Source organism: Azospirillum oleiclasticum, assembly GCF_013423485.1.
Lineage (GTDB): Bacteria > Pseudomonadota > Alphaproteobacteria > Azospirillales > Azospirillaceae > Azospirillum > Azospirillum oleiclasticum.
The window spans coordinates 169,700-186,895 of sequence record NZ_JABFFR010000027.1; the positions used below are offsets into that span (position 1 = coordinate 169,700).

The 17,196-nt window shown below is 69.6% G+C and carries 16 protein-coding genes; all 16 read left to right on the plus strand.

Annotated elements, in window-relative coordinates:
- The first annotated feature begins 190 nt into the window (after positions 1-190).
- The 16 genes from HL658_RS24970 (at position 191) to HL658_RS25045 (ending at position 17,186) form a co-directional block, all read left to right on the plus strand.
- Positions 191-802 carry a zinc-binding metallopeptidase family protein gene (locus HL658_RS24970; protein ID WP_180283844.1) on the plus strand — a complete coding sequence of 204 codons (612 nt, stop codon included), beginning with the start codon at positions 191-193 and terminating at the stop codon, positions 800-802.
- Positions 799-2,019, plus strand: a complete 1,221-nt coding sequence (locus HL658_RS24975) for an alpha-hydroxy acid oxidase (RefSeq protein WP_180283845.1) — start codon at positions 799-801, stop codon at positions 2,017-2,019. Before HL658_RS24970 ends, HL658_RS24975 begins: the two co-directional genes overlap by 4 nt.
- Before the next feature lie 152 nt (positions 2,020-2,171).
- The gene (locus HL658_RS24980; RefSeq protein ID WP_180283846.1) at positions 2,172-3,332 is read left to right on the plus strand and encodes an ABC transporter substrate-binding protein; all 1,161 of its coding nucleotides are present in this window, start codon (positions 2,172-2,174) and stop codon (positions 3,330-3,332) included.
- A gap of 90 nt (positions 3,333-3,422) precedes the next feature.
- Positions 3,423-4,463, plus strand: a complete 1,041-nt coding sequence (locus HL658_RS24985; protein ID WP_180283847.1) for a branched-chain amino acid ABC transporter permease — start codon at positions 3,423-3,425, stop codon at positions 4,461-4,463.
- Entirely contained in the window at positions 4,456-6,216 is a 1,761-nt protein-coding gene (locus HL658_RS24990) for a branched-chain amino acid ABC transporter ATP-binding protein/permease (protein ID WP_180283848.1), read from the plus strand. The genes HL658_RS24985 and HL658_RS24990 overlap by 8 nt, the downstream gene beginning before the upstream one ends.
- A complete protein-coding gene (locus HL658_RS24995; protein WP_180283849.1) occupies positions 6,216-7,082 on the plus strand; it encodes an ATP-binding cassette domain-containing protein in 867 nt (288 codons plus the stop codon). The genes HL658_RS24990 and HL658_RS24995 overlap by 1 nt, the downstream gene beginning before the upstream one ends.
- A 74-nt stretch (positions 7,083-7,156) precedes the next feature.
- Positions 7,157-7,765: a TetR/AcrR family transcriptional regulator gene (locus tag HL658_RS25000; RefSeq protein ID WP_180283850.1), complete on the plus strand. Its 609-nt coding sequence runs from the start codon at positions 7,157-7,159 to the stop codon at positions 7,763-7,765.
- Positions 7,766-7,924: 159 nt separating this feature from the next.
- Complete coding sequence (locus HL658_RS25005; protein WP_246337843.1) at positions 7,925-9,019, plus strand: hypothetical protein; 1,095 nt, start codon at positions 7,925-7,927, stop codon at positions 9,017-9,019.
- Between the two features lie 81 nt (positions 9,020-9,100).
- Entirely contained in the window at positions 9,101-9,556 is a 456-nt protein-coding gene (locus tag HL658_RS25010; protein WP_180283851.1) for a MaoC/PaaZ C-terminal domain-containing protein, read from the plus strand.
- Between the two features lie 2 nt (positions 9,557-9,558).
- Entirely contained in the window at positions 9,559-10,326 is a 768-nt protein-coding gene (locus tag HL658_RS25015; RefSeq protein ID WP_180283852.1) for an enoyl-CoA hydratase/isomerase family protein, read from the plus strand.
- 5 nt (positions 10,327-10,331) lie between these two features.
- Positions 10,332-10,718 (plus strand): Zn-ribbon domain-containing OB-fold protein, encoded by a 387-nt coding sequence (locus HL658_RS25020; RefSeq protein ID WP_180283853.1) that lies wholly within the window; start codon positions 10,332-10,334, stop codon positions 10,716-10,718.
- Positions 10,715-11,869, plus strand: coding sequence for an acetyl-CoA acetyltransferase (locus HL658_RS25025; RefSeq protein WP_180283854.1), 1,155 nt, complete (start codon positions 10,715-10,717; stop codon positions 11,867-11,869). The genes HL658_RS25020 and HL658_RS25025 overlap by 4 nt, the downstream gene beginning before the upstream one ends.
- A gap of 23 nt (positions 11,870-11,892) precedes the next feature.
- Positions 11,893-13,566 carry a phenylacetic acid degradation protein PaaN gene (gene paaN / locus HL658_RS25030; protein ID WP_211109841.1) on the plus strand — a complete coding sequence of 558 codons (1,674 nt, stop codon included), beginning with the start codon at positions 11,893-11,895 and terminating at the stop codon, positions 13,564-13,566.
- Positions 13,567-13,635: 69 nt separating this feature from the next.
- The gene (locus HL658_RS25035; protein WP_180283855.1) at positions 13,636-14,973 is read left to right on the plus strand and encodes a phenylacetate--CoA ligase family protein; all 1,338 of its coding nucleotides are present in this window, start codon (positions 13,636-13,638) and stop codon (positions 14,971-14,973) included.
- Between the two features lie 3 nt (positions 14,974-14,976).
- Positions 14,977-15,987 (plus strand): CaiB/BaiF CoA transferase family protein, encoded by a 1,011-nt coding sequence (locus HL658_RS25040; RefSeq protein ID WP_180283856.1) that lies wholly within the window; start codon positions 14,977-14,979, stop codon positions 15,985-15,987.
- On the plus strand, positions 15,984-17,186 hold the full coding sequence (locus HL658_RS25045) for a CaiB/BaiF CoA transferase family protein (protein ID WP_180283857.1): 1,203 nt from the start codon (positions 15,984-15,986) through the stop codon (positions 17,184-17,186). Before HL658_RS25040 ends, HL658_RS25045 begins: the two co-directional genes overlap by 4 nt.
- The last annotated feature ends 10 nt before the right edge of the window (positions 17,187-17,196 follow it).

Genomic DNA, 17,196 nt, shown 5'->3' on the forward strand with positions numbered 1-17,196 from the left:
CCGATTGCCCGAGGGACGGTGCCGGGCGCAGCGCTCATCTTGACATAGTCCGACTGGTCGGTCAATTATTGGTCGGGGTGAGCCGGACCGGCGAGCCGAGAGCGTGGTCGTGCCGGGCGGCGCCCGCGCGCAGGGGAAAACCAACGTTGGGAATCACGCAGCACCGCACCTTCGCTGGTGCGTCGGAAGCGTGGAAGTCTTCAAAATCGGGGAGGGATTTTTCCGTATGCAATCTTCAGCGAGCGGATCCGCTCGGGTACCGATCACACCGGCGCCGCCGGACGATGCGTGGAGCCGGGATCAAGCGGAAACCCCGGGCCGGAACGGGCCGAGCAAGGCGGCGATCGACCGGATCGATCGCCTGACCGCCTTCGACACCACCAGCCGCAACACCAATCTCGCATCGATCGACCATGTCCGGGAACGCCTTCCCGGACATGGCTTTCTGTGCCGCATGACGTGTGACGGGTCCGGCGCCAAGGCGAACCTCCTTGCCAGCCTTCCCGCCGACGATGGGCGGCTGAGCGGCGGCCTGTGCCTGTCCGGTCACGTGGATCCCGTGCCGGTCGATGGACTGGAATGGGCCAGCGATCTTGGCGCTCCGGCGCTCGTCGACGACATGGTGGCGCACGACATCGTTCCCGAAGGCTGCATTGTCGGCGAACCGACCATGATGCGGGTCGTCTGTGCCCACAAGGGCGCCAATGGGGAACGCTGCCGGGTCGGTGGGCCGGCGCGCGACCCCGCAATGGCGTCGCCGTCGGTGGTCGCGCCGGCCAACCGGAAAGAGCAACGGACATGACACACTCGGCGGACCCGCAATCCATCGCCGATTACCGGGAGGCCGCGCGCCGTCGGCTGCCCAGGATGATCTTCGATTTCTTCGATGGTGGCGCCGACGGCGAGAACACGCTCGCCCACAACCGCGCCGCACTCGACGCCCGCCTCCTCCTGGGCTCCGCCCCTGTCGATGTCGGCCGGCGCAGTCAGAAGACGACACTGTTCGGACGAACCTTCGAGATGCCGTTGATCATCGGCCCGACCGGTCTCGCCGCCGCGGCCTGGCCGAAGGGGGATGTGGCCCTGGCGCGTGCGGCGGGTCGGGCCGGCATTCCGTTCGTCATGAGCACCGCCGGCACCTGCACGCAGGACGAGGTCGCCGCCGCGGGCGACGGCGCCAAGTGGATGCAACTGTACCTCTTCAGGAACCGTGACCTTTCCACCCGCATCGTCGACCGGGCGGAAGAGCTCGGTTTCGAAGCGCTCGAGGTGACGGTCGACAACGCGGTCGCGGGAAAACGGCTGCGCGACGCCCGCAACGGCTTCACGCTTCCCTTCCGCTGGACGCCGGCGAAACTGGCGAGTCTCATGCTGCACCCCGGCTGGGCTCTCCGGATGGCCCGTGCGGGCGAGCCGCGGCTGGAGGTGATGGCCGCCGGCCTCGGCCCGCAGCGGACCGAGACGATCGCCGAACTGATGCAGAGTCAGCTCGACCCCTCCGTGTGCTGGGATGACATCGCCCGGCTGCGCGACCGCTGGAAGAAGCCGCTCGTCGTCAAGGGCGTGCTCGATCCCGCCCATGTCGCCCGTGCGCTCTCGATCGGCGTCGACGGGCTGGTGATCTCCAATCATGGCGGCCGGCAGCTCGATGGCGCCGTCGCGCCCATCGACGTCCTGCCGGAGTTCGTGGACGAGGCCCGTGGGCGCCTCACGTTGCTTGTCGACAGCGGCTTCCGCTCCGGCTCCGACATCGCGCGGGCGCTGGCGCTCGGCGCGCATGCGGTGCAGATCGGGCGTGCCACCCTCTACGCTCTGGCGGCCGGCGGCGAGGCCGCGGTCCTCCACGCGCTGGGCCTGCTCAAGGCCGAACTCGATGTGGTCCAGGCACTGACGGGCGCAGCCGGCATCGGCGATTTCCATCCCGGTATGGTCCGCGCTCCGGCTTCCCTTCCGGGCGCCGTGCGCAGCACCGCCGGCAGCGCCCTCCATCCATCCGGTTCTCTCGCCCTCCACCCATGAGAGGAAACGTCCGGGTACGGATCGGCGGGCCGTTCAACAATTGACCGTCCAGACGGTCTATAATATGCTGTCGTCAGCTCACGGTGCCCCGATCGCGTGCGGGCACCGGCCGACGATCAATCCAACAAGCAACAGGGATGGAGGCTGACCCAATGAACAGGCGCAACAAATCCGCATGCGCGGCCGTGCTGATGGGACTGTCGTGTCTGGCCGCCGGTTCGGCCCAGGCCGACATCACCGTCGGCGTCATCATATCGGCGACCGGGCCGGCCGCGTCGGTGGGGGTCACCCAGCAGCGCACAGTCCCGCTCCTGCCGAAGGAAATCGGCGGGGAGCGGGTGAACTACATCGTGCTCGACGACGCCTCGGACACCACCACGACCGTCAAGCAGGCGAAGAAGCTGATCAGCGACGACAAGGTGGACGTCCTTCTCGGGCCGAGCCTGACGCCGAATTCATTGGCCCTGATCGACCAGATGGCGGAGACCGGAACCCCGATGATCAGCCTCGCCGGCTCGGGAGCCATCGTGGAACCGGTGGACGACAAGCGGCGGTGGGTGTTCAAGACACCGCAGAGCGACGGGCAGATGGCGCGGGCCATCATCCAGCACATGACCTCCCAGGGCATCCGGTCGGTTGGTTTCATCAGCTTCAACGACGCCTACGGGGAAGGCTGGGCGGCATCCTTCCGTTCGCTGGCCGAGCAGGTCGGGATAAAGATCGTCGCATCCGAGCGCTACCAGCGCACCGACACCAGCGTCACCGGACAGACGCTCAAGCTCATCAGCGCCAATCCCGACGCCGTTTTCATCGCGGCGTCCGGCACACCGGCGGTGTTGCCGCAGGCGACGCTGGTCGAGCGCGGCTTCCGCAAGCCCATCTACCAGACGCATGGCGTGGCGAACAACGATTTCCTCAGGGTCGGAGGCAAGAACGTCGAGGGAACGCTGTTGCCCGGCGGGCCGGTGCTGGTCGCCGAACAGTTGCCGGACTCCCACCCGGCCAAGGCGCCGTCGCTGGAGTTCATCCGGCTGTACGAAGCGCTCCCGAACGCCGGGATGCGGTCCACCTTCGCGGCCTATCTGTGGGACGCGTCGCTGATCCTCAAGGCCGCGGTTCCGGAAGCGCTCAAGACGGCCAAGCCCGGCGCGCCGGCGTTCCGGGCGGCTCTGCGCGACGCGATCGAGGGCGTCAAGGACGTCGTCGCCACCAACGGCGTCTATTCCATGTCGGCGAGCGATCATCTCGGTCTCGACTCCCGAAGCCGCGTCATGATCCGCATCGAGAACGGTGGGTGGCGCCTCGTCCCGTAGCGTCGAACCCCGCGACCGATTGCCCGACGCGAAACCTGGGAGCGTGGCCGATCGACCCGCCGCGCTCCCCTCATCGACATGGGCCCGATCATGGATCTCACGATCTTCGGCTTCCTGGTGCAGGACGGCCTTACCACCGGCGCGGTCTACATCCTGCTCGCCGTCTCTCTGGTCATGGTGTTCACCGTCACGCGCATCGTCCTGGTGCCGCAGGGCGAGTTCGTCGCCTTCGCCACCCTGACCCTGGCGGGGCTCGAACGGGGTGATGCGCCGGGGCTCGCCTGGCTTCTGGTGGCGGCGGGCGTCCTGGCGTTCGTCATGGACCTGTCCGCCGCGCGCCGGCGCGGATCACGCCGCGGCATCGCCGCGGCCGCGGTTCTGTTCCTGGCGGTGCCGGCGGTGCTTGCCGCCGTCGCGTTGTACGGGATCGGCGCGTCCACGCCGCTGGCGGCGAAGATCGCCGTCACCTGCGCCATGGTCGTGGCACTCGGGCCGATCCTCTACCGCGTCGCCTTCCAGCCCATGGCGGCCGCGAGCCCGCTCTACCTGCTGATCGCGGCGATCGCGCTGCACTTCGTTCTCGTCGGCGCGGGCCTCTACCTGTTCGGGCCGGAGGGGGTGCGCACCTCCCCACTCCTCGACGGGAGCACGGAGGTCCTGTCCATGCCGGTGAGCGTGCAGACCCTGCTGATCCTCGCCGCCAGCCTTGGCCTCAACCTCGCCCTGTTCGCCTTCTTCGGTTTCACGCTCCAGGGGAAGGCGCTGCGGGCGACGGCGGTGAACCGGCGCGGCGCCGAGCTCGTCGGCGTCAGCGCGGACTACGCCGGGCAGTTGACCTTCGCCCTGGCCGCAGCCATCGGGGCGCTCTCGGGCGTCCTCATCGGGCCGGTGACGACGATCTACTACGATTCCGGCTTTCTGCTCGGGCTCAAAGGTTTCGTGGGGGCGATCATCGGCGGCTTGGCCGCCTATCCGGCGGCGGCCGTGGGGGCCCTGCTCGTCGGGCTGCTGGAAGCCTTCTCGTCCTTCTGGGCCAGCGCCTACAAGGAGGTGATCGTCTTCACCCTGATCGTGCCGGTGCTGCTCTGGCGCTCGCTTGCCCACGTCGCAGTGGAAGAAGACCATGACTGACCGGTTGCGCGGCCCGCTGCCCTGGCTGATCGTCGCGGCGCTGTTGCCGCTGGTGCTCGGCCCCTATCACGTCGCCCTCTTCGGCTACATCTTCATCGCGGCGCTGGTGACGCTCGGCATCGTCCTGCTGACCGGTGTGACGGGGCTGATCTCGTTCGGTCAGGCGGCGTTCGTCGGCATCGGCGCCTACACCACGGCGTACCTCACGACGACCCTGGCGATGTCCCCGTGGCTCACGCTGCCGGTCGCGGTGGTGCTGACGGCCGGGGCGGCGGCGGTCATCGGCGCGGTGACGTTGCGCATGAGCGGCCACTTTCTTGCGATCGCATCGCTGGCGTGGGGGATCAGCATCTACTTCCTGGTCGGCAACCTTCCGTACTTCGGCGGGTTCAACGGCCTCTCCGGCATTCCCGCGCTGACGCTGTTCGGCATCGACCTGCGCGGCGAGACCGCCATGTACTACGTCATCCTATCCTTCCTGGCAGCCAGCATCTGGGCCGTGCTGAACCTGCTCGACTCGCGCGTCGGGCGGGCGATCCGCTCCATCCGCCACGGCGCGGCGCTGGCCGAGAGCGTCGGGGCCGATCCGGCCCGGCTGAAGATCGCCGTCTTCGTCATCGCGGCCGCCCTGGCGGCGCTTGCCGGGTGGCTGTACGCCCATCATCAGCGCTTCGTGAATCCGACGCCCTTCGGCATCCACATGGGCATCGAGTATCTGTTCATGGCGGTCATCGGCGGGGTGTCCAGCGTGTGGGGGGCCGTCATCGGCGCGCTGGTCGTCACCTTGATGAAGCAGGCTCTCGAAGATCTCCTGCCCAGCCTTCTCGGCCAGTCCGGCAATTTCGAGATCGTCGTGTTCGGCGTGCTGATGCTGCTCGTCCTGCAGCACGCGCGGCAGGGGTTGTGGCCATGGCTGATCGAGCGGACCGGCGTGCGTCGCGCGCCGTCGCGCGTCGCCGCGGATCCGATGCCCGCCATCCGCGCCAAACCGGAGCCGGGAGAGGCGATCCTCCGGATCGACCGGGTGCGCAAGTCCTTCGGCGGCCTCGCCGCGGTCGATGAGCTGTCCTTCCGGGCCGAGGCGGGGCGCGTCCTCGGGCTGCTCGGCCCGAACGGCGCCGGCAAGAGCACGATGTTCAACCTCATCAGCGGGGTGCTTCCGGTGTCGTCCGGCGAGATCCGCTTTCTCGACCGCCGCATCGACCGGGAGCGCAGCCGCGTCCTCGCGGCGCAGGGGATGGCGCGGACCTTCCAGCACGTCAAGCTGGTGCCGTCGATGACGGTGCTGGAAAACGCGGCACTCGGCGCGCATCTGCGCGGCCGGCACGGGCTGCTGCGGGCCGCGCTCCGCCTCGACCGGGCCGAGGAGGCGCGCCTGCTGGCGGAAGCCGCCTACCAGCTGGAGCGCGTCGGCCTGTTCGCGCAACGCGACGAACTGGCGGGCAACCTGCCGCTCGGGCAACAGCGCATTCTCGAAATCGCCCGTGCGCTGGCGAGCGATCCCGTCCTGCTGCTGCTGGACGAGCCGGCCGCCGGCCTCCGCTACAAGGAGAAGCAGGCGCTGGCCCGACTTCTCATGCGCCTGCGCGACGACGGGGTCACGGTGCTTCTGGTGGAGCACGACATGGATTTCATCCTGGGCATCGCCGATCGGCTGGTCGTCATGCACTACGGCCGGAAGCTCGCCGACGGGGCGCCGCGCGAGGTCCAGGCCAACGCGGACGTGCAACTCGCTTATCTGGGAGCCGATTGATGGTGGAGGTTGTCCTTGCCAGGACCGAGGCTTTGCGCGTGTGCTACGGCCGGGTGGCGGCGCTGCACGACGTGTCCGTCACCATCCGGGAGGGACAGATCGTCACGGTCGTCGGTGCGAACGGAGCGGGGAAGACAACCCTTCTCTGCGCGCTGATGGGGCTGCTGCCACACACGGGGCGGATCGAGTTTCCACAATGGCCGACGGCCGCGCTGACGGTCGGGGAGCGCATCCGCGCCGGCGTGTGCCTGGTGCCGGAGACGCGCGACCTCTTCGGCACCATGCCGGTGGAGGACAACCTGCGTCTCGGCGGGTTCAGCCGTCGCCGGGACAAGGCCTACTCGGCCAGCCGCACGCTGGAGGAGGTCTACACCCTTTTCCCCCGCCTGAAGGAGCGGCGGCGGCAGTCCGCCAACACCCTGTCGGGCGGCGAGCGGCAGATGCTGGCGCTCGGACGGGCGCTCATGGCCAAGCCCAAGCTGCTGATGCTGGACGAGCCGAGCCTCGGTCTTGCCCCCCTCGTCACCAAGGAGATCATCGCGGCCATCGCCGGCCTGCGGGACCGCAACGTCTCGATCCTGCTGATCGAGCAGAACGCGCGCGCCGCCCTGGCCGTCGCCGACTACGCCTATGTGATGGAGACCGGGACCGTCACGCTCGAAGGTCCGGCGGATGCCGTCGCCCGCGATCAGCGCGTCGTCGAGTCCTACCTGGGTGCGCGCCGGAGGGAGGACCCGGCCGTCGCGCCGGCCCCGCAGGACCGGCCCGCGGCCGAGGAACGGACGGCCACGACGAGCAGCATCGGAGACCGCCGGTTTGCCGCCCCCGTCAGGCAGGGGCGTGCGGGGCAAGGCTCCGTCGCGTAGGGCTTGACAGGGTGTCCTCAGTGGCGCGATATGCCGACCGATCGGTCGAATTTTTGCGACGGGAGTATTCGCCGGTGGCTCGGACACGCGCTGTTGACTTCGAGGACAAACATCAACTGATCTTGGACGCCGCTGCGGATCTGTTCGCCAGCAAAGGCTTCGCGAACACCTCGATCCTTGAAGTCGCGGCGGCCTGCAACGCTTCAAAATCATGGCTCTATCATTATCACAAGTCCAAGGAAGCGATCCTTTTCGCTATTCTGTCCACGCACATCCGGACGATCCTCGATCGTGCCGGCGACGTTCTGGACGAGTCCGACCCACCGGAAACCCGGTTCCGGAAGTTCCTGCACGAGGTGATGGACATCTACGCCGAAGCGCGCAGCAAGCACGTCGTGCTGCTGAACGACATCGGCAACCTGCCGGAGGATCAGCAGGACGAGATCCGCGGGTTGGAGCGCCGGATGGTGGATCACCTCATCCGCCTGCTGCGCGACCTCAACCCCGAGCTGCTCCGTGGCAAGCAGGAGCAGAAGGTCTACGCGATGCTGTTCTACGGGATGGTGAACTGGACCTACACCTGGTTCGACGAGAAGGGGCCGCTGTCGCCCCGCCAGCTGGCCGACCGCATCGGCGACCTTTTCCTGAAAGGCTTCATCGCGTTGCCCGACGACGCGCGCTGACCGCCGCCCTCCGGCACGGGCCCCGTTCCCGCCGGTCGGGAGCGGGGCTTTTTCTGAACAAATAATTTGACCGACCGGACGGTCTTTAATATGATGGGCCCACGAACAACGACGCCGGCCCGCGGAGCGGGGAACGGCAGACACCACAAGGACGAGGACATGGACGGAATTGCCGATCACAAAATTGAGCAGGCGTCCGGCGCTTTGACGGTGCCGCCCGGGAATCCGACCGAGGAGCCCGATGCGGAAGCGATCCTGTTCGACGGCCGCGAGCCGCCCCCGTTTCCCGAGCTGAACATCTTCCCGCTCAGCTGGCGCATGGAGACGCCCAAGCTGAACGAGCTCTACGAATCCTCGCGTGATCCGGGCTGGAATCCCTCGCGGCTGCCGTGGCACACGCTGAAGGCCGAAGACTTCACGCTCGACCAGCGCTACGCGCTCGCCTACTGGTGGGGGCTGCTGTCCACGTTCGACGGGTCCGGTCCGGTCGTCTTCGCGCGCACCATGATCCACACCTTCGAGACGCACGAGGAGGATCCCGTGCGCAAGTGCTTCTTCTCGATCACGCGCGACGAGATGCACCACGAGGAGGTCTGCGGGCGCGCCATCCAGACCCTGACGCCGGGCGGGCCGCTCGGCTACACGCCGGAGACGGCGTTGGGCAGGGTCGCCCAGAACAACGTGCAGTGGATGTACCACAACGGTGCGCGGTACTGGGACGGCTTCAAGAACGCCGTGCACCGCTACCCGCTGCCGATCCTGTTCACCTCCTTCCTGATGGGGGAGGTCGCGTCGGCGACGCTGTTCAACGGCATGTACAAGGCCACCACGATCCCCGTGTTCAAGGAGGCCTTCCGCTGCATCGGCCAGGACGAGGCGCGGCACATGGGCATCTGCATCGCCGTGCTGGAACGCATCCTGCCGGAGCTGACCGCCGAGCAGCGCGCGATGATCACCAAGCAGATCCGGGCCGGCTTCGTGTTCCTCTCGGCCGTGCTGCACGAACCGCCGGGCGACTTCTGGGAGCTTCCGCCGACCTTCCTCGACGCCAACCGGCGCCTGGAGGAGGTGGCGCGCTCCGCCGGACTGGGCATCCTGACGCTGGATCAGCGCAAGGAGAACTGGCGCAACGCGGTCCTGAAGATGAAGGGACTGCTGGAGCCGCACGGCATCGTCTTCCCGGCCCTGCCGGAGGTCGGCATCGACGGTGAGACCGTGGCCTTCGATCCCGAGGACATCATCCCGGTGTTCTGACCGCTCTCCCTGACCTGGCCGGGAGCGGTGCTCCCGGCGCCTTTTGCCAACGGTTTGCAAGAACAAGAGAGGGAGGGCGGGGTGCGGAATTTCCTCGAGAAGCATTTCGACGAGCTGGAGATCGGCGAGACCTTCGTCTCGCGGGGGCGGACGATCACGGAGGCCGACGTCGTCAACTGGGCCGCCCTGAGTGGCGACTGGTACGTGCTGCACACCGATGCCCACTACGCCGCCCGGACCCGCTTCGGGCAGCGGGTCGTGCATGGGCTCCTCGTCCAGGCGGTCACGACGGGGCTCGGCGTGCCGCCGGATGCGCCGGCGATCATCGCCAATTACGGAACGGACAGCCTGCGCTTCGTCGCGCCGACCTTCATCGGCGACACCATCCACCTGGAATCCGCCGTGCTGGAGAAGACGGTCAAGCGCGAGGGCCGCGACGGGGTGGCGAAACTGCGCTGGAACGCGGTCAACCAGAACGGGACGACCGTCATGGTCAGCGACCTGCAAATCCTGATGGCCTGCGCGGGGGGACGGTGACGATGGACGGGATCATCCGGCTCCAACGGGACGGCGCCGTCGCGACGGTGACCCTGAACCGGCCCGAGACCAGGAACAGCCTGCGCCTACGCGAGATCGGAGCGCTCGCCGAGGTCCTGTCGGCGATCCCCGGCAGCGGCGCGCGCAGCCTGATCCTGCGCGGGGAGGGCGGGGCCTTCTGCGCCGGTCGCGACCTCAAGGAGACGGATCCGGACAACGACGACACGCAGGCCATCCTGCGCGATGTCATCAACCCCGTGTTCCTCCGGATCCGGGATCTGCCGATCCCCACCATCGCCGCGGTCCGTGGGCCGGCGCTCGGCCTCGGGCTGGGGTTGGCGCTGTCCTGCGACGTCACCTACGTGGCGGAGGACGCCGTCCTCGGCAGCCCGTTCCGCAACATCGGCGCGATCCTTGATTCCGGCGGCCATCATTTCCTCGCCGAACGCATCGGTCCGCACCGCGCCATGGAAATGATCGTCAGCGGTCGTCTGATCCCGGGGCGCGAGGCTGCGGCGCTGGGCATCGTCAACCGCGCCTTCGGTGCGCTCGATCTCGACGCCGCGGCGGCCGAATTCGCACGATCGGCGGCGGCCGGTCCCACGCGGGCGTTCGGCTACTCGAAGCTCATCCTGCGCACGGCGCGGACGCTGGAGGAGACTCTGGAACTCGAAGCCCGCTACCAGGCCGACGCGCTGCGCACGGCCGACGCCCGCGAGGGGATCCGCGCCTTCCAGGAAAAGCGCAAGCCGACCTTCACGGGAGCCTGACGCCGATGGACGAGAGCGGCCAGCCACCGCGTTCGCCGCGGCAGCGCTTCCTGGACCATTGCGCGCGGGGCGAGCTCGCCTTCCAGCGTGATCCGGAGAGCGGTGCTGCGTTCTTCTACCCCCGCGCCGTCGCCCCCGGCAGCGGTGGGGAGAGCCCGCCCTGGGATGTCTCCGCCGGGCTGGGCACCGTGTACAGCACCACCTGCATCCGCACCCGCGGTGGCGACCACAACGTCGCGCTGATCGATTTGGACGAGGGATTCCGCATCCTGAGCCGTGTCGAGACGCCCGCTCCCGATGCCGTACGCATCGGTCAACGGGTGCGGGTCCGGATGCGTACGGACGGGGATGAGCCCTATCCCGTGTTCGACCTCCTGGAGGATGGAGCATGAGCGCCGCCCTGCGCGGATCCGTGGCCGTCGTCGGCGTCGGCGAGGCCGGCATCCCGGTCATGCCCGACGGCTCCACCCCGGTGGACGCGATGGCGCTGGCCGCGGCGCGGGCGGTCGCCGACGCCGGCCTGACGCTGCGGGATGTCGACGGGGTGTTCGCCGCCGGCCTTCAACTCTTCATGCCGACGCTGAGCCTGTCGGAATATCTCGGCCTGACGCCGCGCTATTCGGATTCCACGCAGGTCGGGGGCGGCGCCTTCATCGCCCACCTCAACCACGCCCTGGGGGCGTTGGCGGCGGGACTGTGCGATGTCGCGCTGATCGCGTACGGCAGCACCCAGCGCTCCGGCGGGGCCGGCTTCGTCACGCATTCCGAACCGAATCCGTACGAGCGTCCCTACCGCCTGCCGGGTCCGGTCGCCGCGTACGCCATGATGGCGGCCCGCCACATGCACCGGTTCGGCACCACGCCGGAACAGCTCGCGGCCGTGGCCGTCGCCGCCCGTGCGTGGGCGCGTCTGACACCGGGTGCGGCCGAACGCGGGCCGCTCGGCATCGCGGATGTGCTGGCGGCGCGTCGCGTCGCCGACCCGCTGGGGGTGCGCGACTGCTGCCTCGTCACCGACGGCGGGGGAGCCGTCGTGCTCGTGCGGGCGGATCGCGCGCACGACCGGCCGCGTCCCCCGGTGTATGTGCTGGGGGTGGGGGAGGCGGTCAGCCACCGCTCGATCGCGCAGATGCCGGAGCTGACGGTCACGGCGGCGACCCGGTCGGGCGAGCGGGCCTTCACCATGGCCGGCCTGGGACCGGTCGATGTGGATGTGCTGCAGCTCTACGACGCCTTCACCATCAACCCCATCCTGTTCCTCGAGGATCTCGGCTTCTGCCGCAAGGGCGAGGGCGGACCGTTCGTCGCCGACGGCCGCATCGCGCCGGGCGGCGCCCTGCCGGTCAACACCAACGGCGGCGGCCTCTCCTACGCCCACCCCGGCATGTACGGGATCTTCACCATCATCGAAACGGTGCGCCAACTGCGTGGCGAGGCCGGCGAGCGGCAGGTCCCGAACGCCGAGATCGGGCTGGCCCATGCCCCCGGTGGCTTCATGTCGAGCCAGTCCACCGCCATCCTCGGAACGGCCGCGGCCGTGTGAGCGCCCTGCGAAAGGACAGACCCATGGACATGGCGCAGACCCTGTTCGATACGCACAAGCCCCTGCTCGACGAGGCGATTGCCGCCATCGGGAGCCGGGGTTACTGGAGCGCGTTTCCCGAGATGCCCAGCGGCCGGATTTACGGCGAGACGGCCAAGGCCGACGGGCTGGCGGCCTGCAACGCGCGCCTGCACCGCCGCTTCGTTCTCGATCTTCCCGGCGTGCGCGGCTGGGTCGGCGCCGAGCGCTCGCCCTACGGCTTTGACCTCGGCGTCAGCTATCCGGACTGCGACCTGGACGAGCTCTTCGCGGCGATCCGGTGCGCGACCCCGGCGTGGGTCGCGGCGGGCCCGGAACGCCGCGCTGGGGTGTGCGTGGAGATCCTGCGGCGGCTGAACCGCCGGAGCTTCGAGATCGCCCACGCCAGCATGCACACCTCCGGCCAGCCGTTCCTGATGGCGTTCCAGGCTGCCGGGCCGCACGCCCAGGACCGTGCGCTGGAAGCAATCGCCTACGCCTACCGGGAGATGGCGCGGATCCCCGGCCGCGTGCGCTGGGAAAAGCCGCAGGCGAAGGGCGCCACGCTGGCGATCGACAAGACCTTCCGGATCATCCCCGCGGGCGTGGGGGTGGTCGTCGGCTGCGCCACCTTCCCGGTCTGGAACGGCTATCCGGGGCTGTTCGCCAGTCTGGTCACGGGCAACCCGGTGGTGGTGAAGCCGCACCCCCAGGGCATCCTGCCGCTGGCCATGACCGTGGAGACCGCGCGGCAGGTGCTGCGGGACTCGGGGTTCGACCCGAACCTCGTCACGCTGGTCGCCGACACGCCGTCCGCTCCCCGGACGCTCGAACTGGTGCGGCGGCCCGAGGTGGCGCTGGTCGACTTCACCGGCGGGCCGGCTTTCGGATCCTGGCTCGAAACCAATCTGCCGCACGCGACGGTCTTCACGGAGAAGGCCGGCGTCAACATCGCGCTCATCGAGTCCACCGACGACCCGCAGGGGATGATCCGCAACCTTGCCACCTCCCTGTGCCTCTACTCCGGCCAGATGTGCACGACACCGCAGAACCTGCTGGTGCCGGCGTCCGGCATCCGCACGCCGGAGGGGATCATGCCGGTCGCCGACTTCACGGCGGCGCTGGACACGGCCATCCGGACGCTGACGGCGGATCCGGCCGGGGCGGTGGAACTGCTGGGGGCCATACAGAGCGACGCCATCCTGGCCCGTGTGGAGGAGGCGGCGCTGGATCCCCGTGCGCTCATCCGCCCGCGCGCGATCGGGCATCCGCGTCACCCCGACGCCCGCGTCCGCACCCCGGCGCTGCTCGCGGCGACGGCCGACGACGCGCTGATCCGGCAGGAGCTGTTCGGCCCGGTGTCCGTTCTGGTCGCCACCGATGGCGCCTCTGCCGCCATCGACCTCGCGGCGGAGCTGACCGGTGCCGTCGGCGCCATCACGTGGCTGGCGCACAGCACGGACCCGGCGACGGTCGAACGGATCGAGGACGCCGCGGCGGCGGTCGGGGCGAGCGTCGCCTTCAATCTCACCGGACCGGTGCTGGTGAACCAGTCGGCCGCCTTCAGCGACTATCACGTCAGCGGCGCCAACCCGGCGGGCAACGCGACGATCACCGACACCGCCTTCGTCGCCGCACGCTTCCGTGTTGCCCAGACCCGGCGACCGGCGCGAGGCTGAGTTCCGCATGAACCGAACGGCACGAGTGCCCCCAAGAGGCACCGGCCGATGCGACTGGGAGAGGAAACGATGAACAGCGTTGATCAGAATGGCCTGGACTTCCAGGACCGCGACGGTGTGCTGGCGGCCCAAAGCCGCAAGCTGGCGGCGCTCGGCCGGCGGCTCGGCCGGGATCCCGCATGGCGCGCCCATTTCGCGAAGGCCGGGATGGCGCCGGAGGATCTGGCCGACCCGGCGGCACTGGCCCACGCGCCCACGCTTGAGAAGAGCGACCTGCGCGCGCAGTATCCCTACCCGTTTCTCACCGTTCCGCTGGCGGAGGTGGCGCGCTTCTGCGCGACCTCCGGCACCACCGGGCTGCCGGTGCTGTTCGGCTACACCCGGCAGGACATGATGGAGCTGGTCCCGCGCCAGCTCGGGCGGATCTTCCGCACCGTCGGGATCCTGCCGGGGGACGCGGTCTATCAGGGCTACGGCTACGGCATGTGGATCGGCGGCGTGGCGATGGACGCGGCGCTGATGGACTACGGCGCGACCAACTTCGGCATCGGGCCGGGCCGCGGCGAGCTGGTGGTGGAGTGGCTGCGCGACCACGGCTATGTCGCCTGCACCATGTCCCCGCTGTGGCTGATGACGCTGGCGCGCATCGCGCAGGAGAAGGGCATCGACCCACGCCGGGATTGGAAGCTGCGCATCGGCGTGTTCGGCGGCCAGTCGGTCTCGCGCCAGTTCCGCGACGAGATCGAAGCGGCCATGCCCGACGGATTCCTGGCCCACAACATCTATGGAACGACCGAGGCCGGCGGCCCGGTGGTGGCGATCTCCTGCCCGCATTCGCACGGAACGGACGAGATGCACCTGATCAACGAGGACAGCATCCTCACCGAGATCGTCGATCCGGTGACCCTCAAACCGGTCGGGCCGGGCGAGGTGGGTGAGATCGTGGTGACGACGCTCGACAAGCAGGCCTCACCCGTGGTGCGCTGGCGGACGCGCGATCTCGTCCGCCTCTCCGACCATCCTCACGACTGCCCCTGCGGCCGCCATGGGCTGCCGCTGATCGGCCGAATCATCGGCCGCTCCGACGACATGCTGAAGGTGCGCGGCGTGATGGTCTTCCCCTCGCAGGTGGAGGACATCATCGCCGCCGTCCCCGGCACGGTGAAGGAGGCTTGGCACATCTATGTAGACCGCAGGGAGGGCGACCTCGACGGGCTGACGGTGGCCGTCGAACGCCAGGCGGGCGTCGATGTGGAGCCCGCCGCGCTGGAGGACCGGATCGCGGCGAGCGTGCGGGCGCGGCTGGGCATCCGCTGCAAGGTCGAATGCCAGGAGGAGGGCACGCTGCCGCGGTACGAGGCCAAGGCCGTGCGTGTCCACGTGCGCGCCGCGGCACCGGTGGGCTGAGCAATGGCTGGTCCTCTCACCGGTCTTCGCGTGCTCGACCTGACGACGTTGTTGCCCGGGCCGTACGCGACGCTGCTGCTGGCCGAGGCGGGCGCGGAGGTCGTCAAGGTCGAGCCGCCCGCGGGCGATCCGATCCTGGCCTTGCCGGCCGGCCCCGGCGTGGCCGCTGCGGCGCACACCCTGCTCAACGCGGGAAAGCGCATCCTTCGCCTCGACCTCAGGGACGCCGGTTCGGCCGACGTCCTGCGGCGGGAGGTGGAGGCGGCCGACGTGCTCGTCGAGCAGTTCCGTCCGGGCGTCATGGACCGGCTGGGATTCGGGTACCGAACGGTGCGGCGCTGGAACCCGGGCCTGATCTACTGTTCGATCACCGGGTACGGCCAGTCGGGACCGGACGCGGCGAAGGCCGGGCACGACCTCAACTTCCTGGCGGAAGCCGGCCTCCTCGACGCGGACGCGGAGGGGGTGGCGGAGCCGCCGCCGGTGCTGGCCGCCGACATCGGCGGCGGAGCGCTCCCGGCCGTCGTCAACATTCTGCTGGCGCTGCTGGAGCGACGGACGACCGGCCGCGGCCGTCATCTGGACATCGCCATGGCCCGCACCGTCCGGTGCTTCGCCTTCCCCCATCTTCCCGCCGTCGCGGCGACGGGACGGCTGCGGACCGGCGAGGCGGGCGGGCTGCTCGGCGGGTCGCCGCGCTACGCGGTCTACCCGACCGCCGACGGTCGGCGGCTCGCCGTCGCCGCGCTGGAACCGAAATTCTGGACGAGGTTCTGCTCGCTCATCGGCCTGCCGGACGAACTGTGCGACGACGCTGTCGATCCGGCCGCGACGCGTGCCGCGATCGCCGGGCGTCTGGCGCAGCGGAGCGCCGGCGAATGGCTGTCCGTCTTCGCCGGCCACGACGTCTGCGTCTCCCTGGTGTCGCGCCCGGAGGAGTCGCTGCGCGGCGTGACCCGTTATCCCACACCCTTGGACCCGGCCCTCACGGCGTCGGCGGAGGAGATCGCATGACGAACGCCGGAGCGCTGGCCGGCCTGCGGGTGGTCGACCTGTCCCGCGTGCTCGGCGGCCCCTATTGCACCCAGGTCCTGGGCGACCATGGGGCCGACGTCGTCAAGGTCGAACCGCCGCAGGGCGACGAGACGCGGGGCTGGGGGCCGCCGTTCCGGGACGGCACCGCCTCCTACTTCCTCGGCGTGAACCGCAACAAGCGGTGCATGGCCCTGGACCTGACGAGGCCGGCGGGGCGGGAGGTCCTGATGCGCCTGCTCGGCTCCGCCGACGTCCTGGTCGAGAACTTCAAGGTCGGGACGCTGGAGAAATGGGGCATCGGCTATCGCGAGGTGCTGGCCGGGCGCTTCCCCCGCCTGATCCACTGCCGCGTCTCGGGATTCGGCGGGGACGGCCCGCTCGGCGGTTTCGCCGGCTACGACGCGGTGGCGCAGGCCATGTCCGGTCTGATGAGCGTGAACGGGGAGGCGGAGGGCGAACCGGTTCGGGTCGGCATTCCCGTCGTGGACCTTGCGACCGGTATGAACGCGGTGATCGCCATCCTGCTGGCACTCCAGGAGCGTCAGCGCTCGGGGCGGGGGCAATCCGTCGAGGCGACGCTGTTCGACAGCGCTCTGGCGCTCGCCCATCCGCACACCGCGAACTGGTTCCTGTCCGGCCGGACGCCGCAGCGGACGGGCAGCGCGCATCCCAACATCAGCCCCTACGACCTCTTTCCGACGCGGACCCGCCCGGTCTTCGTGGCGATCGGCAACGACCGCCAGTTCGCGCGCTTTTGCGCCGAGGTCGGCCGTCCGGATCTCCCCGCGGATCCCCGCTTCGCGCGCAACGCGGATCGCGTCGCCCACCGCACCGCGCTGCGCGAGGCGCTGGTCGCGGCGCTGGCGGAGCGTGACGGACAGGCGCTCGCCATGACCCTGCTCGAACAGGGGATCCCCTGCGGCCCCCTGCTGGACGTCGCCGAGGCGCTGTCACTGCCGCACACCGTCGAGCGCGGAACGGTCATCGGCATCGGCGACTACCGGGGCGTCGCCAACCCGTCGGCGCTGGAGCGGACGCCAGCCAGCTACCGGACGGCGCCGGCGGCCTTCGGTGCCGACACCGCCGCGGTGCTGGAGGAACTCGGCTACGACGCCGACGCCGTCGAGGCGCTGTGCACCGGCGGAGTCGCATACCGGGCCGACAAACCCACGCGCTGAATAATTGACC